Origin of the sequence: Paenarthrobacter sp. YIM B13468, assembly GCF_042788025.1 — a bacterium.
GTDB classification, from domain to species: Bacteria; Actinomycetota; Actinomycetes; order Actinomycetales; family Micrococcaceae; genus Arthrobacter; species Arthrobacter aromaticivorans.
Genome location: NZ_JBHZPI010000037.1, coordinates 12,259 through 33,706, shown reverse-complemented (window position 1 = coordinate 33,706; position 21,448 = coordinate 12,259). Strand labels below are relative to the sequence as shown.

Annotated in this window: 25 protein-coding genes; 7 read left to right on the top strand and 18 right to left on the bottom strand. The window is 63.2% G+C overall.

Translation table 11 applies throughout. From position 1 onward, the window contains the following. The first annotated feature begins 297 nt into the window (after positions 1–297). Positions 298–771 carry an SRPBCC domain-containing protein gene (locus tag ACFX4T_RS24460; RefSeq protein WP_377654911.1) on the top strand — a complete coding sequence of 158 codons (474 nt, stop codon included), beginning with the start codon at positions 298–300 and terminating at the stop codon, positions 769–771. Positions 772–794: 23 nt separating this feature from the next. Here the strand turns inward: ACFX4T_RS24460 and ACFX4T_RS24455 are convergent, their stop codons facing one another. Together ACFX4T_RS24455 and ACFX4T_RS24450 are read right to left on the bottom strand one after the other, a co-directional pair. Next, positions 795–1,601 carry an IclR family transcriptional regulator gene (locus tag ACFX4T_RS24455; protein WP_216922359.1) on the bottom strand — a complete coding sequence of 269 codons (807 nt, stop codon included), beginning with the start codon at positions 1,599–1,601 and terminating at the stop codon, positions 795–797. A 180-nt stretch (positions 1,602–1,781) separates the two neighbouring features. Beyond that, positions 1,782–2,444 carry an NAD(P)-dependent oxidoreductase gene (locus ACFX4T_RS24450; RefSeq protein ID WP_377654909.1) on the bottom strand — a complete coding sequence of 221 codons (663 nt, stop codon included), beginning with the start codon at positions 2,442–2,444 and terminating at the stop codon, positions 1,782–1,784. 67 nt (positions 2,445–2,511) lie between these two features. Between ACFX4T_RS24450 and ACFX4T_RS24445 the strand changes: the two genes are divergently transcribed. Further along, complete coding sequence (locus tag ACFX4T_RS24445) at positions 2,512–2,931, top strand: helix-turn-helix domain-containing protein (protein WP_377654907.1); 420 nt, start codon at positions 2,512–2,514, stop codon at positions 2,929–2,931. Positions 2,932–3,054: 123 nt separating this feature from the next. Here ACFX4T_RS24445 and ACFX4T_RS24440 read toward each other — a convergent pair whose 3' ends face one another. From ACFX4T_RS24440 to ACFX4T_RS24430, 3 genes are all read right to left on the bottom strand, one after another. Next, complete coding sequence (locus ACFX4T_RS24440; RefSeq protein ID WP_377654905.1) at positions 3,055–3,765, bottom strand: DsbA family protein; 711 nt, start codon at positions 3,763–3,765, stop codon at positions 3,055–3,057. A gap of 213 nt (positions 3,766–3,978) precedes the next feature. After that, a complete protein-coding gene (locus tag ACFX4T_RS24435; protein WP_377654903.1) occupies positions 3,979–5,601 on the bottom strand; it encodes an ABC transporter permease in 1,623 nt (540 codons plus the stop codon). Position 5,602: 1 nt separating this feature from the next. Next, positions 5,603–6,589: an ABC transporter ATP-binding protein gene (locus ACFX4T_RS24430; protein ID WP_377654901.1), complete on the bottom strand. Its 987-nt coding sequence runs from the start codon at positions 6,587–6,589 to the stop codon at positions 5,603–5,605. Between the two features lie 187 nt (positions 6,590–6,776). On the opposite strand from ACFX4T_RS24430, the gene ACFX4T_RS24425 reads away from it, so the two are divergent. Then, positions 6,777–8,237: an amino acid permease gene (locus ACFX4T_RS24425; RefSeq protein WP_377654899.1), complete on the top strand. Its 1,461-nt coding sequence runs from the start codon at positions 6,777–6,779 to the stop codon at positions 8,235–8,237. Positions 8,238–8,311: 74 nt separating this feature from the next. On the opposite strand, the gene ACFX4T_RS24420 is transcribed toward ACFX4T_RS24425, so the two are convergent. Together ACFX4T_RS24420 and ACFX4T_RS24415 are read right to left on the bottom strand one after the other, a co-directional pair. Beyond that, on the bottom strand, positions 8,312–9,061 hold the full coding sequence (locus ACFX4T_RS24420; protein ID WP_377654897.1) for a 3-hydroxybutyrate dehydrogenase: 750 nt from the start codon (positions 9,059–9,061) through the stop codon (positions 8,312–8,314). A 4-nt stretch (positions 9,062–9,065) separates the two neighbouring features. Further along, positions 9,066–10,463: an MFS transporter gene (locus ACFX4T_RS24415; RefSeq protein ID WP_216922372.1), complete on the bottom strand. Its 1,398-nt coding sequence runs from the start codon at positions 10,461–10,463 to the stop codon at positions 9,066–9,068. A 149-nt stretch (positions 10,464–10,612) separates the two neighbouring features. Between ACFX4T_RS24415 and ACFX4T_RS24410 the strand changes: the two genes are divergently transcribed. Continuing rightward, positions 10,613–11,503: a LysR family transcriptional regulator gene (locus tag ACFX4T_RS24410; protein WP_216922374.1), complete on the top strand. Its 891-nt coding sequence runs from the start codon at positions 10,613–10,615 to the stop codon at positions 11,501–11,503. Here ACFX4T_RS24410 and ACFX4T_RS24405 read toward each other — a convergent pair. Further along, positions 11,492–12,409: a spermidine synthase gene (locus ACFX4T_RS24405; RefSeq protein ID WP_377654894.1), complete on the bottom strand. Its 918-nt coding sequence runs from the start codon at positions 12,407–12,409 to the stop codon at positions 11,492–11,494. The genes ACFX4T_RS24410 and ACFX4T_RS24405 overlap by 12 nt on opposite strands. 119 nt (positions 12,410–12,528) lie before the next feature. On the opposite strand from ACFX4T_RS24405, the gene ACFX4T_RS24400 reads away from it, so the two are divergent. Beyond that, positions 12,529–12,783 (top strand): hypothetical protein, encoded by a 255-nt coding sequence (locus tag ACFX4T_RS24400; RefSeq protein ID WP_377654892.1) that lies wholly within the window; start codon positions 12,529–12,531, stop codon positions 12,781–12,783. 20 nt (positions 12,784–12,803) lie between these two features. On the opposite strand, the gene ACFX4T_RS24395 is transcribed toward ACFX4T_RS24400, so the two are convergent. The 3 genes from ACFX4T_RS24395 to ACFX4T_RS24385 are packed head-to-tail and all read right to left on the bottom strand — an operon-like array spanning position 12,804 to position 14,354. Then, positions 12,804–13,307, bottom strand: a complete 504-nt coding sequence (locus ACFX4T_RS24395; protein ID WP_377654890.1) for a GNAT family N-acetyltransferase — start codon at positions 13,305–13,307, stop codon at positions 12,804–12,806. Positions 13,308–13,310: 3 nt separating this feature from the next. After that, the gene (locus ACFX4T_RS24390; RefSeq protein ID WP_377654888.1) at positions 13,311–13,982 is read right to left on the bottom strand and encodes an O-methyltransferase; all 672 of its coding nucleotides are present in this window, start codon (positions 13,980–13,982) and stop codon (positions 13,311–13,313) included. A 39-nt stretch (positions 13,983–14,021) separates the two neighbouring features. Next, positions 14,022–14,354, bottom strand: a complete 333-nt coding sequence (locus tag ACFX4T_RS24385; RefSeq protein WP_377654886.1) for an MTH1187 family thiamine-binding protein — start codon at positions 14,352–14,354, stop codon at positions 14,022–14,024. A gap of 92 nt (positions 14,355–14,446) precedes the next feature. On the opposite strand from ACFX4T_RS24385, the gene ACFX4T_RS24380 reads away from it, so the two are divergent. Continuing rightward, positions 14,447–15,076, top strand: a complete 630-nt coding sequence (locus ACFX4T_RS24380) for a TetR/AcrR family transcriptional regulator (protein ID WP_216922383.1) — start codon at positions 14,447–14,449, stop codon at positions 15,074–15,076. 3 nt (positions 15,077–15,079) lie between these two features. On the opposite strand, the gene ACFX4T_RS24375 is transcribed toward ACFX4T_RS24380, so the two are convergent. The 4 genes from ACFX4T_RS24375 to ACFX4T_RS24360 are packed head-to-tail and all read right to left on the bottom strand — an operon-like array spanning position 15,080 to position 17,535. Further along, a complete protein-coding gene (locus ACFX4T_RS24375; protein WP_377654884.1) occupies positions 15,080–15,391 on the bottom strand; it encodes an AzlD domain-containing protein in 312 nt (103 codons plus the stop codon). After that, on the bottom strand, positions 15,388–16,185 hold the full coding sequence (locus tag ACFX4T_RS24370; RefSeq protein ID WP_377654881.1) for an AzlC family ABC transporter permease: 798 nt from the start codon (positions 16,183–16,185) through the stop codon (positions 15,388–15,390). The genes ACFX4T_RS24375 and ACFX4T_RS24370 overlap by 4 nt, the downstream gene beginning before the upstream one ends. Continuing rightward, positions 16,167–16,601, bottom strand: a complete 435-nt coding sequence (locus tag ACFX4T_RS24365) for a hypothetical protein (protein ID WP_216922389.1) — start codon at positions 16,599–16,601, stop codon at positions 16,167–16,169. The genes ACFX4T_RS24370 and ACFX4T_RS24365 overlap by 19 nt, the downstream gene beginning before the upstream one ends. 43 nt (positions 16,602–16,644) lie before the next feature. Further along, complete coding sequence (locus ACFX4T_RS24360; protein ID WP_377654879.1) at positions 16,645–17,535, bottom strand: glycerophosphodiester phosphodiesterase; 891 nt, start codon at positions 17,533–17,535, stop codon at positions 16,645–16,647. Between the two features lie 49 nt (positions 17,536–17,584). Between ACFX4T_RS24360 and ACFX4T_RS24355 the strand changes: the two genes are divergently transcribed. Then, positions 17,585–18,940: a DUF445 domain-containing protein gene (locus ACFX4T_RS24355; protein ID WP_377654877.1), complete on the top strand. Its 1,356-nt coding sequence runs from the start codon at positions 17,585–17,587 to the stop codon at positions 18,938–18,940. Between the two features lie 10 nt (positions 18,941–18,950). Here ACFX4T_RS24355 and ACFX4T_RS24350 read toward each other — a convergent pair whose 3' ends face one another. Genes ACFX4T_RS24350 through ACFX4T_RS24340 form a run of 3 tightly spaced genes read right to left on the bottom strand, consistent with a single transcriptional unit; the run spans position 18,951 to position 21,339 of the window. Then, complete coding sequence (locus ACFX4T_RS24350; RefSeq protein WP_377654875.1) at positions 18,951–19,754, bottom strand: allophanate hydrolase; 804 nt, start codon at positions 19,752–19,754, stop codon at positions 18,951–18,953. 36 nt (positions 19,755–19,790) lie between these two features. After that, positions 19,791–20,540, bottom strand: a complete 750-nt coding sequence (locus tag ACFX4T_RS24345) for a LamB/YcsF family protein (RefSeq protein ID WP_377654873.1) — start codon at positions 20,538–20,540, stop codon at positions 19,791–19,793. Continuing rightward, positions 20,524–21,339, bottom strand: a complete 816-nt coding sequence (locus ACFX4T_RS24340) for a hypothetical protein (protein WP_377654871.1) — start codon at positions 21,337–21,339, stop codon at positions 20,524–20,526. Before ACFX4T_RS24340 ends, ACFX4T_RS24345 begins: the two co-directional genes overlap by 17 nt. Positions 21,340–21,448: the final 109 nt, after the last annotated feature.

The following is a 21,448-nucleotide window of genomic DNA, read 5'->3' as shown; positions in this document are numbered from 1 at the left end:
GCCTCGGTCTGCCACGACTTGGCAGTAAGCTCAGTACCCCGCGCGGCCTTAACCGGACGGGCACCAGTAGTGAAATCAGCGGGTGCCATGATGACTCCTTCGTCTTTGGGAAGTGTGTAGTGGAAAGTTCTTCTGCTTCTACTAAAGCCCCTTTGCAAGGCCCCAGGAACGGCTTTTCAGCTGGTGCTGTCCGGGATTACAGACGCACGCCACCCTTCGTCGCTCCTCCGCTCGGGCGTCGTGGTGAAGCCAGGAAACTCCCTCGCATTCGTGCGGGAAGGAGCGCATGCTGGACCCATGGCAACGTTCCGAGTAACTACCCTTGTTGCGGCTCCGCCGGAGCGCGTTTTCGCGACCTGGACCGATCCGGACCGGTTCCCGGAATGGATCGGCGGAGTCACCCGCGTGACCGATCGCACTGGCTCGATAGACCAGGCCGGCAGCCGCTACACGGTGTGGTTCGGACGGATGGCAAACCCCACAGAGATCCTCGCCGTCGAGCGGCCTTGGCACATCCGCACACGGTTCGGCAACGCGATCCTGAAGGGCGAATCAGACGTGAGGTTTGCTGCCGAGGGAGGCGGTACGCGCATCCATCAGGAGTTCATGACCCGAGGATTCGTTTCAGCGGTCTTCGGGCGGATTTTCTCCACGGGATCGTACCGGGGCAGCTTCCGAGGTGAGCTGGAGACCTTCCGGAGACTCGTCGAGCGCGAAACCACGGAGCCGGGCAGGCTGAAGCCCGGCGAACCCAAGCCGCGTGGCGACTAGGGCGAGATGACTATGCCAACGGCCTAGCCAGCCGGGCGTCCGTGAATGCGTACCGACAATTCGTCGGCAGCCTTGCGGATGCGCGCAGCCAGTACCGGCCATTGCTCAGCCGGCACTTTGTCCTCCAGGAACGTGACGGCGACTGCCGCCGTCGGCCATCCCACGTGGTCCGTCACAGCGGCGGCTATTGAGCCGAATCCAGGCGTAATCTCGCCATTTTCCGTGGCATAGCCGCGCTGCCGCACCTGGTCCAGATGGGAGGACAAGGCGGAGTACTTCATGATCGGGAACTCCACTTCGTGGCGCGATGTGAAGGCGGCGGCATTCGGGTACAGAGCGCGAACCTGTGACTTCGGCAGCGCGGCCAGGATCGCGCGGCCCGACGCAGTGAGGTGGCTGGGCAGGCGGACTCCGACGTCGGTCACCAGGCTTGGGCGGTTCTTGGCGCGTTCCTCCACAATGTAGAGGACGTCGCGGCCGTGAAGCACGGCCAGGTGCGCGCTTTCGCCGATCACGTCCACGAGCGAGGCAAGCATGGGCCGCCCGAGACGCGACAAGGGCTCCTGCCGCGAATAGGCCGAGCTGAGCTCGAAGGCGCTGATGCCGAGTCCATAGCGCTGCTCTTCGTGCAGGTGCAACACGAAGCCGTTAGCCTCCATGACGCCGAGCAGGTGGTAGACGCTGGAGCGGGGCAAGCCGAGCGCCGTAGCAATGTTCGACGCCGCCATCGGCCCTCTCCGCGAGGCCAGCAGTTTCAGGATGCGCAGCGTATTTTCGGCGGCAGGGACCTTGGACGTGGCCTTGCCTGGTGCCAGTGGCGTGGTTGTCATGGTTCCTCACTGCTCAAGACTGCTGAAGCGGACACCGTCCAGCCTTTCCCAGCCCGCTGTGTCCGGTATCCCGTACTCAAGCGTGCCCTCTTACGCGGGGAAGCGCCAGCCCATTCCCTCCATACTGTGTCTGAAATGCCAGACTTAACTGCTGTCCTTTGTTGTTAGCTCGGACAGGCGCTAGCGGCGGCTGTTCCAGATCAGCGGGGCCCGGCGGATCCAGGCGTTGTTCTCGACGGTGTCGAGGAGGAAGCGAGCCACCTCGGATCGGCTGACGGTGGGGCCGTGCTTGTCCTGCCCGGCTTCTGCGGCGTGGAGTGGGCCCGCAGGGGGCTTGTTGGTCAGGGCGGTGGCGCGGACGAGGGTCCAGTCGACGTCGGAGTCACGGACGAGCCGTTCGACGCCGTTGTGGTCGTCATACCCGTTCTTGATGCTGGACACGTTCACCAAGGTCTTGAAGATCGGGTTCACCACACGCCATGAGTCTCCCACCCCGAGCGCGGAGGTGATCACGATCCGGCGCAGACCGTGGTCTGCCATTACGGTGAGGGTGTCGCGGACTGCGTCAGTCATGAAGGACGGCGGGCTGACGGGCTTGGCCCAAGGGTTGTCCGAGGCGCGCGCGTTGTTGAGTGCGACAACGACGGCGTCGGTTCCCTCGGCCGCGGCGCGAATGTCGTCGATGTTTGCCGGCGTCCCGGGGACGAGCTCAACGCCCGGGAGCGCGGGTATGACTTCGGGATTGCGCACGAGTGCGCGGACCCGGACGCCCCGCTGGGAGGCCTGTTCGAGGATGTGCTGGCCGAGGCGGCCGCTGCCGCCGAGCACGAGCAGTCTGGACATGGGTTCCTTTCGATGGTTACCGTGAGTGCGGTAACGGTTTCTTCGTTGGGTATAGGGGTTGGTCATCGTGGCTGAGCGGACGCTCGCGGGGCCTTGCACGGCGTGGCCTCAGGACAGTGCCTTCATTCGTGAGGTGCTCGACCGCATCGGCGATAAGTGGACGGTGCTGGTGATCAGTACGCTGGGTGCGGGGCCGCTGCGCTACTCCGACCTGCAGGCCAGCGTCCCTGGCATCTCGCAGCGGATGCTTACCCTGACCTTGAAGGAGTTGGAGAGGGACGGCTTGCTGACGCGGACCGCCTTCCCTGAGGTCCCGCCGCGGGTGGTCTACGAGCTCACCGATCTGGGCAGGTCACTTCACGAGGCGGTCTTGTCATTGGCCGGGTGGGCGGCTGGTCATCACGGCGAGATTGCCGCGCACCGCCGCGCCCATGAAGAAAGCGGTGTTGGCCGCGCCAAGACCAACCAGCTTCTCAGGAAGCACTGACCTGGTCGTCGACCGGGGTGCTCGCCAGCCCGGTGTCTTCAGGCAGATGACACACACCGGTTTCGGGATCGCACCACCCTGCCGGTTCTGAGGCAACGACCTGCAGGGGCACGGACGGTGTGGTCATCGCGCACCCATGGGCGTAGTCAGTGGGGCCACCTGCTCAAGGATCTGTTCGTAGACCTCCACGGACTGCGCCCCCGGCGCTGCGACTCGCCTGTCGAACACCACGAAGGGGACGCCGCTCAGGCCCAGTTCCTGGCCTTCGCGCCGATCTGAGTGTGCGGCCTCGGCGTAATCCTGGCCCGTCAGTACCTCAAGCACGCGATCGACGGCCAGGCCTACCGTGCCGGCGGCCCGGGTGAGCGCACTGGGGTCGAACGGGTTCAACTCGCCGGCGAAGAAGCGGTCCTGGACGTTGGAGAAGAACTCCAGGCCGCGTCCTTGCTCGTTGGCGTGCTGCAGGATGCGGTGGAAGTCGAACGTGTTGGCGTTCAACCGATCCAGCGAGAAAGCGAGCCCCTCACGCTGGGCGATCCCCTGGATCCTCCGTTCGGCTGACAGCACTGCCTCGGCGTTGCCTCCATGGGACCGGGTGAAGGCGCTCTCGATAGACTCCGGCTCACGCGGCGCGTCCGGGTTTAGCTCGAAGGAGCGCAGCTTGATCTGGAACCGGTCTGCGTCGGGTCGCCGGTCGATCGCCCGCTGCAGCCGGTGCTTGCCGACGTAGCACCATGGGCAGCCCAGATCGGTCCACAGTTCGACCACCACCGGCGCACCACGGCTTTGCGAGCCCCTTGCCCGAATGCTTGTATCGATCCGAAGCAACGACATGAACCTCTCCTTCCGGTATACGAACAATTTGTTCGTAACACCATGATGAATGCGTTGGAGAGGGCTTACAAAAGGCACTTTGCTGTTCGCAGCACCCCCGAGATCCTCCGCCCGCGCACCGCCCCACAACAGCACTGGGCGACGCACTTGGGGGCGGTGATGTCTTCGTTGAAGGGGTCCGGTGCCGAGCGCGAAAGGATGTGGTGCCGGTGTTCAGACGGTGCCAACCTCCCGGCGGCGTACGGCAAGGAACGCGAACGTCACAAGCGCCGCTCCAATCCCGAGCATCCAAAAGCCGCCGCTCCAATCGGTTCCTGTATTGGTAACTACTGGCGTGTGCGTGAATGGCGAGAGGTCCCTGAGTGACTTGTCGAAGCCCAACATTCCCCCATAGATACCCAGCACGACGCCCAGGGCCAGCAACGCCCAGCCGATTGGAACAGTGGCGCGGGGAACGGTAACAAAAACGGCAGCAGGCGCAGCCAGGTAGAGCAGCGCAGCCGGGATTTGAGCCCCTGCGGTTTCCCATACGTTGCCCACTTCAACGGCTGATTCACCGGAGATCAACAAGGAATACCAAGCACCGAAGGCCGCGAAGACCATAACGAGCACCACCGAGGCCGCACCAAGGCCCAGAAAGCTGCCAAACCAACGAATGCGGCCGAGCGGTTGCGAGAGCACAAGTTCTGCAGTGCCCGCCACTTCTTCCTGCCGCAATCGCAGAACGGCCTGGAGTCCGCAGGCCGCCGCCAGGATGCCGCCGATTTCAAATAAGACAGCGATGACCAGCTGCGTCATGGATGTCCCTTGCGCCTCGATCATGGCCCTAAGGATCGCTGTGACCGAGGAATTCGCGATGCTGACCTGCTGGATGGCAGCGCCGAGGGCGCCGGTGAGCAGGCCTGCGATAAACCCGCCAATGCACCAGCTGACGATCGCGCCCTGCTGGAGTCGTAGCGCCAGGGCGAAGGGCCCGCGGAGCGAGGGGCGGGCATCGGTCCGGCCTCGTCGTCCGGCCAGCACGCTCGCGCCTACATCGCGCTTGGACATGATGACGGCGGTCAGTGAGACGCAGATGATGCCAAGGCCCAGCGGAAGCAGCAGGGGCCACAATCGGTTTCCCGTGTAGGCGAAAGTCTGCTGGCCCCAACCCATGGGCGAAACCCAGCTCGGCCAGGCTGCCGTGACAGTGAGGCCGTCCTGACTGACCTCGCCGGTCGCGTCCCCGAAGCCCCGTAGAAGATAGGCGGCGACCACTACCCCTGCCGCCGCTCCGTTTGCCCCACGCGAGGTGCTCATGAACTCGGACGCGAGCAATCCCACCGTGAGAAACGCCAATCCAGTGGCTCCGACCGCAAGACCTGCAACCAGCGAACCGGCGGCGTCGAGCCCGCCGGCGATAAAGCCGAACGTGACTGCCGCGGCCACGAGTACGTTTCCAACGAGCCCATGAGTCACGGTCGCCGCCAAAGGCATCCAACGGCCCGCGGCCGTGGATGCGACGAGTTCAGCCCGGCCGGCTTCCTCTTCGGCGCGCGTATGCCGCACTGCCAGGAAGGTATTCATCAGCCCGGCAAGGACACCCAAGAAGGCGAAGATCTGGAAAAACGTAAATGCATCCAGAGCGGGGCCCCTGACCAGTCCGCGGAGGATCAAAATGGCAGGCGTCGCCGTGGCAACATGCAGGATTTCCGTGCGGGAAGCATCGTCGCCGTACGCCGAAGCCACTGCTGTTGTGGCGAAAAAGGCGAGTGCACCGATGGAAGCAACCCAGCTCAGGAGTTGCCAACGGTCGCGGCGGAGTCGCTGCCAATACAAGTCAAAAAAGCGGCTCATCTCAAGCGCCCGTCCCCGCGGGCGGGCGGCTCCGCCCACGGTGAGTGCCGCCTTCGGGCCTCGCTTCTTCTGATTGCGGCGGAAGGGCATCGCCGTAGTGCCGGAGGAACAACTCTTCCAGCGACGGTGGAGCGACCAGCAGGCCCTGTACGCCCAGACGGCCAAGAATCGGCAGGACCTCGTGGACACGGTCGGAATCGGCGTTGAACTTGATCCGGCCTGCGGCCACGGTGAGGTCGTGGACTTGGGAAAGGCCTTGGAGGGCTTGGACGTCCACCTGGTCCTGCGCGAAAGAGATCCCTGTACGGGTCAGGTGGCGCAGGGAGTCCAGTGTCCCGCCGTCAACGATCCGACCTGCCCGGATGATGCTGACACTATCGGCGAGCTGTTCCACCTCTGAGAGAATGTGGCTGGAAAGAAGGACAGTGGCCCCTTTCTCACTGACGAGCCTCCGGATCTCGCGAGTAAAGACGGCCTCCATGAGTGGATCCAGACCGCTTGTCGGCTCGTCCAGAAGGTAGACCTCACAGTCGGCAACCAGGGCTGCGATAAGCGCGACCTTCTGGCGGTTTCCCTTCGAGTAGGCACGGCCCTTCTTGGTGGGGTCAAAGTCGAAGAGCTGGCACAAACGCTCCTTGTTGCGTCGATACCCAGCGCGATCTGCCCCGCCGTCCCGAAGCCGCGAGAGGAAATCAATGGCTTCTCCGCCTGACAGGTTCGGCCAGATGCTGACATCGCCCGGGACGCTGGCAACACGCCGGTGGAGTTTAACGGCGTCGGTCCATGGGTGCAATCCAAGGACTCTTGCAGCGCCCGACGACGCCCGTGCCAGGCCAAGCAGGATGCGCAGCGTAGTGGACTTCCCTGCACCGTTCGGGCCGAGGAAGCCGTGGACTTGCCCCGCCGTGACTTCGAGGTCGAGGCCGTCCAGTGCCTTGACCCGGCCGAAATTCTTATGCAGATCGACGGTCTGGATGACAGGGTCCATGGAGCCGAGGTTACGCAGGATCAGCGGCCCTGTGAAGGAATGGAGCTGGTCCGGCCCGGAGCGAGGCTGTGACTCCTGTCGCACTGTCTGCGATCAAAGACACCAAACCCCCGTGAGGCCAATCACAAGGCGGCCAAAAGTGATCTGCTGGATAGCGATCCCCTCCCAAAGACGAGAAGGTTTTACCATGCAACAAACCACGCTGGCTTCGAAGGACACCGTCCTCCAAGCCGCCGGTACGGCACTCAGCCGTGGCCTCAACGTCCGTCACATCCGCTTTATGGCACTCGGATCCGCGATCGGCACGGGACTGTTTTACGGTTCTGCGTCCGCCATACAGAAAGCCGGCCCGGCAGTCCTCCTGGCCTACATCATCGGCGGCGCAGCCGTCTTCATGGTGATGCGCGCCCTTGGCGAAATGGCCGTCCGACACCCCGTGTCCGGCTCCTTCGGCCAATACGCGAGCAAGTACCTTGGGCCGTTCGCCGGCTTCGTTACCGGCTGGACATACGTGTTTGAGATGGCGATTGTCGCCATTGCCGACGTCACAGCCTTCAGCATCTATATGGGCTTCTGGTTCCCACAGGTGGACCGCTGGATCTGGGTCCTCGCGATCATCCTGTTCCTGGGCGCCATGAACCTGTTGAGCGTTAAGGTCTTCGGTGAACTGGAGTTCTGGTTCTCGCTGATCAAGGTGGTGGCCATCATCGCCATGATCGTCGGAGGCGCAGCAATCGTCGTGTTCGGCTTCCAAACGGGCGACGGCGGCGGTGTGGCACCGGGGTTGGGGAACCTGGTTAACCACGGCGGTTTGTTCCCGAACGGCTTCGAAGGGCTCCTGGCTGCGTTCGCCGTCGTGATGTTTGCTTTCGGTGGGATCGAAACAATCGGCATTACCGCTGGCGAAGCTGCCGAACCCAAAAAGGTCATCCCGCAGGCAGTGAACACTGTGCCAGTCCGCGTCCTGCTGTTCTACGTCCTGACCTTGGGCGTGTTGATGAGCATCTTCCCGTGGAACGAAATCGGCAGCAGCGGCAGCCCCTTCGTGCAGATCTTCGACGGCTTGGGCATCCCTGCTGCGCCGCACATCCTCAATGCCGTGGTCATCACTGCAGCCCTTTCCGCTATCAACAGCGACATCTTTGGTGCTGGCCGCATTCTGTTCGGACTTGCCCAGCAGGGTCATGCTCCGAAGAGCTTCGGCAAAATCTCCAGGCATGGCGTCCCTTGGATGACCGTGGTGATGATGGGCGGCATCCTGCTTGTGGGCGTTGTGCTGAACGCTGTGATCCCGGAGGACGTGTTCGTGCTGATCGCCTCGATAGCCACGTTTGCCACAGTGTGGGTGTGGGTGATGATCCTTGCTTCGCATGTTGCCATGAAGCGGGAGATCAAGCGCAAGGGCCTTCCGGCGTCGGAATTCGGTTCACCCCTGTGGCCGGCAGCATCCATTCTCACCATGGCGTTCATGGCCCTGGTGATCGTGATCCTCGGGGTCTTCGAGGACACGCGGGTAGCCCTGTATGTCGGCGGTACCTGGCTGATCCTTCTGTTCGTCGCCTACAAGCTATGGGTTCGCGGTGGTGGCCTGCGTCGTGCAGAGCTCGTGGACGAGACCGCGTCGATCCCCTTGGTGAAGGTTCCGTAGCTCCGCCGTCCAAGTGACAGTTAATGCCAATGTTCACGCAGAACGTTGGCATTAACTGTCACCTCGCGGACCAGCTACCTGGCCGACCACCCGCCGTCCATTGTGTAGCTCGCTCCGGTGACCATACCGGCGTCGTCCGAGGCCATCCAGGCTGCCAACGACGCGACTTCCTCAACCTCCACCAGCCGCTTTACCGCCGACTCCGTCAGCATTACTTTCGCCAGGACCTCTGCCTCGGGGATGCCGTGGAGCCGGGCTTGATCGGCGATCTGTCGCTCCACCAAGGGCGTGCGGACGTATCCGGGGTTGATGCAGTTGGACGTCACGCCATGCTCACCGCCCTCCAAGGCAGTGACTTTGCTGAGCCCTTCGAGGCCATGCTTCGCCGAGACGTACGCACTCTTGTAGGCCGAAGCCCGGAGCCCGTGAACCGAGGAGATGTTGATGATCCGCCCGAACCCATTGGCGTACATGTGTGGGAGCGCAGCCCGGATGAGGAGGAACGGGGCCTCCAGCATCAGGGTCAGGATCCGCCTGAATTCCGCAGGTTCGAACTCCTCGATCGGCGCTACTTTCTGGATGCCGGCGTTGTTGACCAGGATGTCGCAGTCGAGGCTGAGGGCGGCCAGGGCATCGACGTCCAACAGGTCCACGGTCCACGCCGTGCCGCCCAGCTCGTCTGCGAGTGCCGCAGCTCCGGAGGCATCGACGTCGGCCACTACAACTTTCACCCCGCGCGCGGCGAGTGCACGGGCGCAGGCAGCCCCGATTCCGCTCGCACCGCCGGTGACCAGTGCTTTGCGCCCGTTCAAGGAGTTGTCCATGGAATCAGCCCTTCGCTGCGGTGCCGGCAGATGAAGTAGCGAGTCCATGCCGCAAAGCGTCGGCTTCGTCCACGTCCTGCAGCGCGATGCCCTTGGTTTCCTTCAGCGAAACGACGGCGACGACCGTGATCGCGCAGGCGATCACCAGGTAGATCGCCGTGGGGAGCCAGGAACCGGTGTCCTTGAGCCACTGCGTTGCCAGCAGCGGAGCGAGTGACCCTGCGAAGATCGACGTAACCTGTGAGCCGAGCGAGACGCCGGAGTAGCGCATGCGGGTGGGGAAGAGCTCGGACATGATGGCCGGCTGGCCGGCGTACATGAAAGCGTGCAGGCACAGGCCGATGGTCACGGCGAGCACGATCACCGCGGCGTTCTTCGTATCGAACATAGGGAAGGCAAAGAACGGCCATGTGGCGCCGGCGATTGCTCCCACCAGGTACACGGGCTTGCGACCCCAGGCGTCAACAAGACGTCCAACCTGCGGGATGACCAGGAAGTGGATGACGTGCGCAATGAGCAATGCCAGCAGCAGCGATGACGTGTCGTACTTGTGGACGCTCTTGAGGTAGACGATCGCGAAGCTGACCACGAGGTAGTACATGATGTTCTCGGCGAAGCGGAGGCCCATGGCCTGCAGGATGCCCTTGGGGTATTTGCGGATGACTTCGCCAACGCCGTAGCTGACGGCCTTCGACTCCTCCACCTGTGCCTTGGCCTCGAGGAAGATGGGTGCCTCGGTGACGTGGGTGCGGATGTAGTAGCCGACGAAGACGATCACTGCGGACAGCCAGAATGCGACCCGCCAGCCCCAGCCGAGGAATGCCTCGCTGCTCAGGGTTGTGGACATGATGAACAGGACCAGTGTGGCCAGGAGATTGCCCACGGGAACAGCGGCCTGCGGCCAGGATGACCAGAAGCCGCGCGACTTGTTGGGGCTGTGTTCAGCTACCAGAAGCACGGCACCTCCCCACTCGCCACCAAGCGCGAAGCCCTGGATGAAGCGGAGCGCCACCAGCATGGCCGGCGCCCAATAGCCGATGTTCGCGAAGCCGGGGAGGCAGCCCATGAGGAACGTCGAGACGCCCACAATCACAATGGTCAGCTGGAGCGTGGGCTTGCGGCCCAGTTTGTCACCGATCTGGCCGAAGACGATTCCGCCGAGCGGGCGGGCTACGAAGCCAACCGCGTACGTCAAGAAGGCCTGGATGATGCCGTCCAATTCGTTGCCGGTGCTCGGGAAGAAGTACTTGCCGAAAACCAACGTCGCGGCGGTGGCGTAGAGAAAGAACTCGTACCACTCCACCACTGTGCCCACCATGGACGCAGCGACGATCTTCTTAAGGCCGGAGCCCTTGCCGGATTCGTTCCCGGCCCTTGATGTGGAGCGCTGCTCTACGCTCATATCCATCTCCTCAGTGTCCTCGTTGACCCTTTTGACAGTGCCCTGATGCATGCTGTGATCCACAACACGAAATGCTCCACTGAGTATTACTGCAGATTCATCCCGCCTCAATGACCAAAAGGGCACTAAGTGTGTGCAGAATTGCAGATATGAAGCCTAACCCGGATGATCTCCTCATCCTCCTCGCCGTCTCACGCTCAGGAAAATTCACGACGGCGGCACAAGCCTTGGGCTTGAACCACACCACCGTTTCGCGCAGGATCGCGGCGCTGGAAAAGGCGCTGGGAGGCCGCGTCCTCGCACGGGCTGCCGGTGGCTGGGAAGTCACGGAGTTGGGGGCAGAGGCGGTACTGGTCGCCGAACGCATTGAAACTGCGGTGGGCGCACTGGGACCCAGCGACGGCGCACCCGACCCCATTACCGGCGTCGTACGCATGACCGCGACCGATGGTTTCAGCGCCTACATCGCCGCCCCGGCAGTAGCTCGACTTCGGCGCGACCACCCAGGGCTCAGCGTCGAGATTGTCACGGTGACGCGGCGGGCGCTTCAACAACGCTCCGGCCTGGACATCGAGGTGGTGGTGGGGACGCCACAGGTCCACCGGGCAGAGGCAATCCGCTTGGGCGAGTACCGGCTGGGAATGTACGCCTCACGCGCGTACCTCGCGGACAACGGGACACCCGGCAGCATCGAGGAACTGACGCAGCATCAGTTGGTCTACTTCGTGGACTCCATGCTCCAGGTGGACGATCTGGACGCGCCAAGGAGGCTCGTCCCGTCCATGCGCGATGGGCTGAGCTCCACCAACGTGTTCGTGCATGTTGAGGCGACGAGAGCGGGTGCAGGCGTGGGATTCCTGCCTTGCTTCATGGCTGATCGCCACGCGGATTTGGTGCGGCTCCTGCCATCCGACTTCGCGGAGCTCCTCCCCTACTGGATGGTCCTGCGCCCGGACTCGATGCGCCGCCCAGCGGTGGCCGCCGTCGTGCAGGCCCTGCGCGAAGAGACGGAAGATCGGCGCGAGGAGCTATTGGGCTGAAGCCGCCGGCGGATCGTGCCGGACCGGGGTTCCGGCGGCGAAGGCCCGCACTTGGGCGTCGTTCCAGATGTGTGCAGGGACGGCCCCGCCCAGGAGCTTGCGGGCCAGCGTCGGGTCGTCGCCGAATGGCACGTGGCTGCCGGCCATGATCATGTTCCCGTAGCGGCGGCCCTTGAGCATGGCGGGGTCGGCGATGATCATGGTGTGCTCAAAAGTATCGGCGATGGTTGCCGCATCAGCGCGTGCATTCTTCAGGTCCGGGGCGTCACCCGAGTTGACCACGTACAAGCCACCGGGGGCCAGGACGGCGTCGGCGTGGGCGTTGAACTCGCGGGTGGTGAGGGCGCGCGGCGTGAAGGCTCCCGCGAAGACGTCCCTGATGATGAGGTCCCGCGTATCAGGGGTCAGTGATTCGGTCACTTCCCGGGCCTCGCCGACGCGGATCCGCAGCAAGGGCGCCTTTGGGAGTTCGAACCAGCCACGGACGTAGTCGGCGAGCTTTCCATCGAGCTCCACCACCACTTGCCGCGCATCCGGGTACGCCGCGTTGAAGTACCGTGCCATGGAGCAGGCTCCCCCGCCCAGGTGCAGGGCCCGAAGCTTTGGCTTGGCATCCCGCGGCCATCTCGATTCCACCAGCGCAGCAATCCAGCGCATGTATTCGAAGTCGAGGAACAGTGGATCCGCGAGGTCAATGTGCGAGCTCAGCACGCCGTTGATCTTCAGGAGCCAGCCGTTGTTGTTGTCAGGATCCGGAAGCAGTTCGCAGTCGCCGGTGTCGATGTAATAGACGCCTGCTACCGGACCGTCAGGCCGGGTGCCTTGAGGCACCTCGATGACTCCCGCCGTCGACCTTCCCGCCCGGCCGGACTTGCTTGCTTTGCTGGATTTACCGGGTTTGGCCACTAAAACCGCCCTGCCTGACTCATAGCTCAAGCCTAGTGGAGCGGCGCATCATCGCGTTCCATCTGAGCATTTCATAAGGATGCTTACCATTTGGTGTCATTGGGCCATAAGATCTCTTCATGGAAGCTTTGGGATCGGTTTGGGTGGAGGTGTTTACAGTCGCGTTCGCGTGGTTGACCGTGGTCTGCCTGCTGATTGCCAGGGTGCCCAAACCGCCCAGCATCCTGGAGGAACCCCCCGAGGCCGAACGAACCGGCAACACGGCACCGTCACCGGGAGCCCGCCAAGGACGGCTACGGCATCTCCTGCCCAAGCCACACGCAGCCAGGCGTCCCAGGCCACGCCACCATCAGCGGGCAACGCCCAACGCCTGACAGCTGGGCCTTCAGAGAAATTAAAGCCCGACGCCGGGCCGCACCATCCGGTGTTCCGGAAGTGAGTACCACGAGGGGTCGCAAAGCTGCCGCTTGCCGTCGGGCACGAAGCCGTTGCGGCGGTAAAAGGCCTGGGCGCGCGGATTATCATCGAGGACCCACAGGTAGGCCGGACCATCACCCAGGAGCGCGTCCAACAGCGCCTGACCCACGCCGCGGCCATGAATCCGTCTGAGGGTGTAGAGCATGAACAGCTCCTGGTCGCAGGGGCTGTCCTCGTCCCTTCCCGGTCCTGAAGCCGCGATTCCTACCAATTCACCATCGGGATCATGCGCCAGCATCCGCGGATGGCCTGCCGAGATCGACGCCCTGTACCGCTCGATCCTGTCCGGCAGGGCAGCTTCCTGCTTCGCGAAGAATTCCGGCGGCAGCAAATGCCCATAACTCTCCCGCCACGACTGGACATGCATGATGGTCATGGCTTCGGCGTCGTCAACCGTTGCCGGGCGCAGCGTGAAATCCATCGGCTACCGCACCCTGGCGATAGCGAAACCATCCCAGCCCTTGCTGCCCACAGTTTGGATTGCGGTGGCATCAAGACGCGGGTCCTGGCCCAGCATTTCCAGGGCCTTGACGATGCCCGGCGCGTTTACCTCGTCCCGTGAAGGCTCCAGGATGGAACCGTCCCAGATGACGTTGTCGATCACGATCACCGTTCCCGGGTGGCCAAGACGGATGGCCCAGTCAAGGTAGTTGGCGTCGTTTTCCTTATCCGCGTCGATGAACACAAAATCGAACGATTCCTCGCCCACCAACGTAGGAAGCGTGTCCAAAGCGGCGCCCACCCTGATGTCCACTTTGTGCCCCACTCCCGCAGCGTCCACATTCGCCCGCGCGACGTCAGCATGCTTTTGGAGGTACTCGCACGTCACCAGCCTGCCGTCGTCGGGAAGTCCCTGGGCCACCCAGATACTGCTGAATCCAGCCAACGTACCAATTTCCAGGACATGCTTGGCTCCGGACAACTGCACGAGCATCTTGAGCATCTTGCCGGCGTTCGGCGCCACTTCGATCTGCGGCATGCCCGCCTCGGCTGCAGATGTCAGGGCGCGTTTGTGGGCCGGATCAGGACGCACGACGACGTCAGTCAGGTAATGCTCGACGTCAATCCAACCGGGTTCAGCCACGTGTTCAATCATGGCCCCCAGTCTTGCACTGGTCACTGGCAGGGGAAAGAGCTAGTCCGTGGTGGAGATGGCCTCTTCCAGACGTTCTACCTTGCCGGTCAGCTCACCGCTGTAACCGGGCCGGATGTCCGCCTTGATCACCAAGGAGACGCGGCTGCCAAAGCGACCCACAGCCTCCGTCGCCCGCTTAACGACGTCAAAGACTTCATCCCATTCGCCTTCGATGGTGGTGAACATGGAGTCCGTCTGGTTCGGCAATCCGGACTCCCGGACGATCTTGACCGCGGCAGCCACGGCGTCGTGCACGGAGGCATCGGGGGTGGGTCCGCCGTTGGCGGCGGATGCGGGCTGGCCTGAAGGGGCGACTGAGAATGCAAGCAACATGAAATCCAGTGTTTCACGTACTGGTTTGTCACATAACGCCCTACTCCCGCGTAACAAGGGGTCAACCGCGGTCCGTTGCTACCCTGACAAGCATGGAACAGCCCTCTGAACGCAAGCCCCTCAGGGCCGACGCTGCACGAAATGTGGACAAAATCATCACCGCAGCACGGCAGTGCTTCCGGGAACACGGCCCCGAAGTTCCCCTGCAGACCATCGCCGCCACGGCAGGAGTTGGTCCGGCTACGCTGTTCCGCAACTTCTCCGATAAAGAACAATTGGTACTTGCGGCGCTCTCCCGCCAACTCCGCCAGCACGTGGATCCTGTTGCGGACGCATCCCTCGAAGGCATGGATGCCGCCGAGGGTCTCATCAATATCATCGATGCCGTCATGCGGGTGGCGAGCGAAGACGCCAACCTGCTTGACGCCGTCGCAGGCCGACGCGGACTCCTCATGGGCATTACCGGCGGCCTCATCGGCTCCATGGCCACGCTCCTCGAACGCGGTCAGGGCCAGGGTTCGCTGCGTCGCGATATCACCATCGAGGACATGGTCCGTCTCGTTGCCATGCTGATCGGCGCCGTGGACACCATGGAACCTGGATCCGAAGCCTGGAAACGTCCAGTGGCGCTCATTGAAGACGCCATCCGGACCGAACGTCCGTCCCGCCCACTCCCCGAACAATCACCCATCCCAGGCGTGACCCTGACGGAGGACGTCTAACTTCTAGCCCCAGCCGAGCAGCCTCAGCAGTGCCGCTGCGGCAGCACCGGAAATAACCACCACCAGGAACGGCGCGCGTAGCCAAAGAGCGACGGCGGCCGCCGCCAGTGCGCCGATGCGGGCGTCCAACACCAGACCTTGTCCGGACGCGAGGGCATTCACCACGGTGAGGGACGCCAACAACCCAATGGTCATAGTGCCTGCGATGTGCATGATCTTGGGGCTCTGCAGCAGCTCGGCCGGGACAAAGTAGCCCACCAGTTTGGTGAGGTAGGCAAGCGCGCAGGCGATGAGTATCCAGAGCCAGAGGTTCACTGGTCTCCCCCGTTCCCGCTGCGGCTGTGTCCATGCCCGTGCTCTCGCTTTTCTGCGTATGGATCTACGTCCGGCTCGAGTCCTTCATCCATCCGTGCGTGGCTGAACCAACCGATCACACCGGCCACCAGCGCAGCCACCAGAATGGGAACTCCCGAAGGAACAAACGGCACGGCGAGGATGGTCGCAAGAGCACAGGCAGCGGCTATGGCCCAGGGTTCGCGTCCCTTCAGCCTCGGCCACAGCAACGCCAGGAACGCAGCAACCGCGGCGCCGTCCAGGCCCCACTGCTTGGGATCACCCATCGCATCACCGGCCAAGGCGCCGATGGCAGTGAAGATATTCCAAAGAATGAATATTCCGATGCCGGCAGTCCAAAACCCGCGGCGTTGCTCGTCGGGGTCCGACTGTCCGGACGCCGTCGCAGTTGACTCATCGATGGTGACATGGGCTGAGATGTAGCGACGCCATCCACGTGGACGCAGCATTGCATTGATCTGCATGCCATATATGCCGTTACGCAGTCCGAGCAAAGCGCTGGCCGTCATGGCTGCCACGCCGGATCCGCCACCGGCCACTACTCCGATGAACGCGAACTGTGAGCCCCCACTGAACAGCAAGAGGCTCAGCACCATTGTTTGCCAGAAATCGAAGCCTGACGCCACAGAAAGGGCGCCGAAGGACACCCCATAAAGGCCCGTGGCAATGCTCAGCGACAGGGCAATCTTGAAAGCTGGCGAATCCCTGAGTTTCAAGGGAACTGCTGGACCTCCACTCACTTCCGCAGGCTCCATGACCACAGGATGAGCGGAACCTGAAGCGGCAATCTCAGCGTGTGGACGCGTCGTTGGCTGGGCGTGCCGTCGGGACCGTATGCACGGCGGAGAGCATCAATATGCCCTGCAAGGAATACGGTAAACATGGCTGTCGTGGCGTCCGCAGCCACTTTTCGGGTGGCGGGGATGAGGAGCCCGACGGCGGCAGTCGCCTCGAGCAGGCCGCTGGAGGCGACCCATTCCTCACGGGACATAAGAGCCAGGGGACCATTTGGCTGGCTCCCCGGCTCGTCGCTGCGGCACAAGTATTCGGGCACAACCGGGTAGTAGAACCCAGGTGTGCGGAAATGCTTCATGGCACTGGCCAGGAGAAGTGCGCTCAGACCGATTGCAGAAGTGGTTTGGGTGGCACGGGCTGACCAGCGGAATGACATGAGACCACTCAATCACAAGCGCGGTGGGGCCCAAAGTTCGGTGTTATCTGCTTGGGACCTGAAGCTGTGCCAAGACCTGCGCGGGTTTGTTGGTGGTGATCTCATGGATGCCCAGCCCCTGGCACAGAGCTACGTCGTTCTCCGAGTCCACGGTCCAGACCCTGAACACCCTGCCGGATTCCAACCACCGTTGGACGTTGCTGGCGTGTTCCCGCACGTAGTCGATGCCCGGTCCGGCGATTCCTACCTCACCGAGATCCAAAACGCGTTCGGCGTCCAGCTGCGTTGCCTTCATGACGTTGGCCACCGCACCTGCCGTGATCGGCCCCAGGCCCAGTTCTTGCCGAAGCTCCTGCACCGAGAAATTGTCCACCAATTGGCAAACGTGCTGGGGCGGGACCTTGGTCAGCAGGTGCTGGATCGAGTCGGAATCGAAGCTCATGAAGGAAACCTGGATGTTCTCCAGGCGGGACTCCCCGGGCGTCCATCCCTCACTGAGCAGCAGCTCGATAACCCGGTCCTCAAGGTTGAGCTGGTAGGGGCTGGGGTGCTTGAGCTCAATCGCCAAACCAATCTCGCGCCCGGCGCCACGCAGAATGGCCAGGAGTTCCGGCAAGGTAAGGAATTGGTCAGCGATTCCGCCGTACGCGTCGGGTATCCGGGCGCCCTTCCAGGAGGAGAAGTCCAAGGCCCGGAGTTCCTCGAGCGTCTTCTCCGAGACCGGTCCGGTGCCGGTGGAAGTGCGGTCCAGGTTGGCATCATGCAGAAGGACGACGTGCTGGTCCCGGGTCAAGTGAACGTCGCACTCAACGCCGTCAGCTCCGTCCGCAATCGCCTTAAGGTATGCCGCACGTGTGTGTTCCGCGAATGCAGCACTGGCACCGCGGTGTGCATAGACCTTGGGCCGGCGAGGGGCGGAGTCGTCGCTAGTCATGCAGCCACCGTAGCCCACGCGGCTGCACGCACGGGGCTACGCTGGGCTAATGCAGGTGAACTCTGAACAAATCCCAGCCGAAGACGTCACCAACCACGCCCAGCCAGCCCCAGCGACAGCTTCCGGAGCCGCTCAACCGGGGCCCGCCGTCGTCGGCCGTTCTGCCGGAGACCAGGAAAAGGCAGCAGCGCTGCGCCGCATGAAACGGCTGGCCCTGGCGCTGTTGATAGGCATGGCCATTGTGTTCATGGTGGCGTTCGCTTTCCAGAAGCAGTACCCGTGGCTTGAGTATGTGAGGGCTGCGGCCGAGGGTGGCATGGTGGGCGCTTTGGCTGACTGGTTTGCGGTCACGGCGCTGTTCAAGTACCCCATGGGCTTGAAGATCCCGCATACAGCCATCATTCCGCGCCGCAAGGACCAGATCGGCGAATCACTGAGTGAGTTCGTGGAGAGCAATTTCCTGTCCCAGGAGGTTGTGCAGGACAAGTTGGCGAGCATTGACGTTGCCCGTAAAGCGGGCCGTTGGCTGTCCGGGCCCGGAGGTGCCGAACGCGTGGCCAAGGAAGGCGGCGCGTTGATCCGGGGCGCGTTCACCGTGCTGAATGACGACGACGTGCAGGCGGTCATCGAAGGCATGGTCCGCAAGCACCTGCTCACCCCGCCGTGGGGACCGCCCGTGGGTCGGATGGCCGAACGCATCTTTGCAGATGGCCACCACCACAAGCTGGTGGACCTGCTGGTTGACCGTGCCGCCGATTGGATGGATGCCAACCATGCAACCGTCAACCGGCTGGTTTCGGACCGTTCACCGGTGTGGGTGCCGACGTTCGTGGACGGGCTGGTGAGCGACAAGGTCTACGTAGAGCTCCTGAAGTTCGTACGCGCGGTGCAAAATGACCAGAACCATCAAGTGCGCAAATCGATCGACGCTTACCTGACGGACCTGGCGCAGGACCTGCAGCATGATCCGGCCATGATCGAGCGGGCCGAGACTATCAAGGCCCAGATCCTTGGCGATCCTGAAGTCCGGGAACTGGCCTCGCGCACCTGGGGAACAGTGAAGAATGCGCTGCTCACCGCCGTCGACGATCCGGACAGCGAACTCAGCCAGCGGTTCAAGAGCGCCGTCCGGGACTTCGGTTCGCGGCTGGTCAACGACGACGAACTCGCCGGGAAAATCAACGCGTGGATCGGTGACGCCGCGGGCTACCTCGTGAACACCTACCGCTCGGACATTGCAGGCGTCATTTCAGACACGGTGGCGCGCTGGGATGCCGAGGAAACATCCCAGAAGATCGAGCTGCAGGTGGGCAAGGACCTCCAGTACATCCGCATCAACGGAACCGTTGTGGGTGCCCTGGCCGGCCTCGCGATCTTCACCGTGGCGCACCTGCTGTTTGGCTAGGAAAGGCGGCTCACCCCAGCAAATGAACCATCTGTCCAGGACGCGCTTGGCCCAGCAGGTCCAGATCTTCGTCGCGAACAACTGCGATCACGGGGGACTTGCTCGTCGGCGGGTGCCCAGCCAGTGCAATGACGGGAAAGCCCGACGGCGGCAGCAGGACTGAGCCTGACAGCAACGGTTGTGCTTGGGGTGCTGGAGTCGTGGCCGGATCCGCGTTGCCAGCCCGCCCAGCGGCCTCAAGTGGGCAACCCACCAACCGGGCACCTACACGGTCCGATTCCGGCGAGAGGATCCAGGGTTCGCTGGTCAGCCGAAGCCAGGTACCGGCGTCGTAATTTTGGGCTTGCGGACCGCGCTGTACTCGGGCCACCACCGGACGTTCGGGGTCCAAGGCTCGACGCGGGGCGTGGTTCTCGATCGGAATATTGTTGCCGTGGGAGCGCCTGAAAGTCAGTGTGCCGCTGGCGCGAAGGGGTTCCGCTTGGGGTTCGATGCCGCCCTGAACGGCCAGGTAGTACCGGATCCCGAACATCGCCGGCCCAAACTCCAACACCGCCCCGGGGCTGACGCGAATAGCCTTGTTGAAGGGTAGTTCGGAGCCGTTGAGCTTGACCACGCCTTCCGCGCCGGTGACGGACAGAGCCGAGGCCGTGACGAACCGGAGCCGGAGACCACCCAGAAGTATTTCCAAGCCGGCCGCAGAGTCAGGGTTGCCCAGCAGTGCGTTGGCAAGGTGCAGGGAAGCGCGGTCCAGTGCCTGGTCAGGTGCAACGGCCAGGGTCAAGGGGCCCGGGTCAACAGCAACGGCACCCATTTAGAACCTCCTCTTCAAGGTGCGTTCCAGACCAAACTAGGCGAACGCATCAATCTGCACCCCAGCCTCCTCCAAGCCTGCCCGAACGGCCGCGGCCATGTTCACAGCGCCCGGGGTATCACCATGGATGCAGAGGGAATCGGCACTTACCGGAACAACCGTTCCGTCCACGGCTACCACTTCTTTGCGCGTCGCGAGGCGAACAGCCTGGGCAACCACCGCGGCGGGATCGTGCAGCACTGCGCCTTCCTCGGATCGCGGGACCAGCGTGCCGTCCGGAAGGTACGCCCTGTCCACGAATGCTTCCCGGAAGACCGGGTGTCCGGATTCCTCGGCCAGCTTCAGCCACGCCGAGCCCGGCAATCCCAGCACCGGCAGCCCGGGATCGTAGGCGTGGACTGCAGCAACCACGGCCTCAGCTTGGTCGGGATCGTGGACGATCCTGTTGTACAGCGCTCCGTGCGGTTTGACGTAGTCCACTGAAGCCCCCACTGCATGGGCCATCCCGTCCAGGGCGCCGAGTTGGTAGAGGACATCGCCGAACAGTTCGTCGAAGGTCATGTCCAGCGAGCGCCGTCCAAAGCCGGCCAGGTCCCGATAGCCCACATGCGCGCCAACGCGGACGTCCAGTTCGAACGCGGCACGGCAGCTGTCCAGCATGGTCAGGGGATCTCCTGCGTGGAAACCGCAGGCCACGTTGGCGCTGCTCACGATGCGGAACATCGAAGCGTCGTCGCCCATGGTCCAGGAGCCGAACGACTCCCCCAGATCAGCGTTGAGGTCCACTGTTACCGCCTTCCAGCATCAGGTTGTTGTTGGTCTCGTTGGTGGATGCGAGCAGTTCGCCGGGGATCGTATCGGGCAGCGGTCCAAAGGCTTCCTTGGCAGTTGCGATGACAGCCCGGCCCATCATCAGGTTGCCGGCACCACCCACCACGGCACCCACGCCAAACGGCAGGGCCCGCCCGAGGAAGGCAGAGCCTTGCCGCTTCAAGAGGTTCTTCAGGAACGCGCGCTGGATGGCATCGCGGATAACGCCGAAACCGCTGCCCGGAATCTTCTTGGTGAGCGTCTTGCCCCAGGCATTGGTCACGCCCTTGCCTCGTCCCAGGGACTGGCCGCTGAGGGCGCCCAGCAGCGATGTGCCTTCCTCGCCGAGCATGATGGCCATGACCATCGTTCTTGCCCGTTCCGGATCCGTCAGCCGGATGCCGTGGAGCTCCGCCAGCGTTGATGCATAGAGCGCGGTCGTCTCCAGAAACCCGACCGTGGCAAGGGCGGAGAGACCCAGCGAAGCTGCAGTTCCGATACCGGGTACGACGGCGGTGGCCCCCACGGCAGCTCCCCCGCCTGTGATGGCGGTCAGGTAGTCGCGCTCCAGTTTTGCGGCAAGCTGCACCGGTGTCGCTTTTGGATGCCTGCGCTGCATTCTGCGCAGATTTGCCAGGACAATTGGCCGCTGGATTTCGACGGCGCGCAGCAAGACATTGTGTACGCCCGGCTTGGTGTTGCCTTGGGCGTCGAATACTGCGTTATGGGCTGTCTCTTGGGCGATTTTCACCGCCGGGTTGGGTCGCTTGGGCATCTTCACCTCTGCTTGGCAGTTAGTCGTTTCGCGGAGAACTACTGCGTTCAGCCTATGCCACAGCCAGCTTTGTATGCGCCCGTTAAGAGGCCTGTTCTGCGCGTTTCCG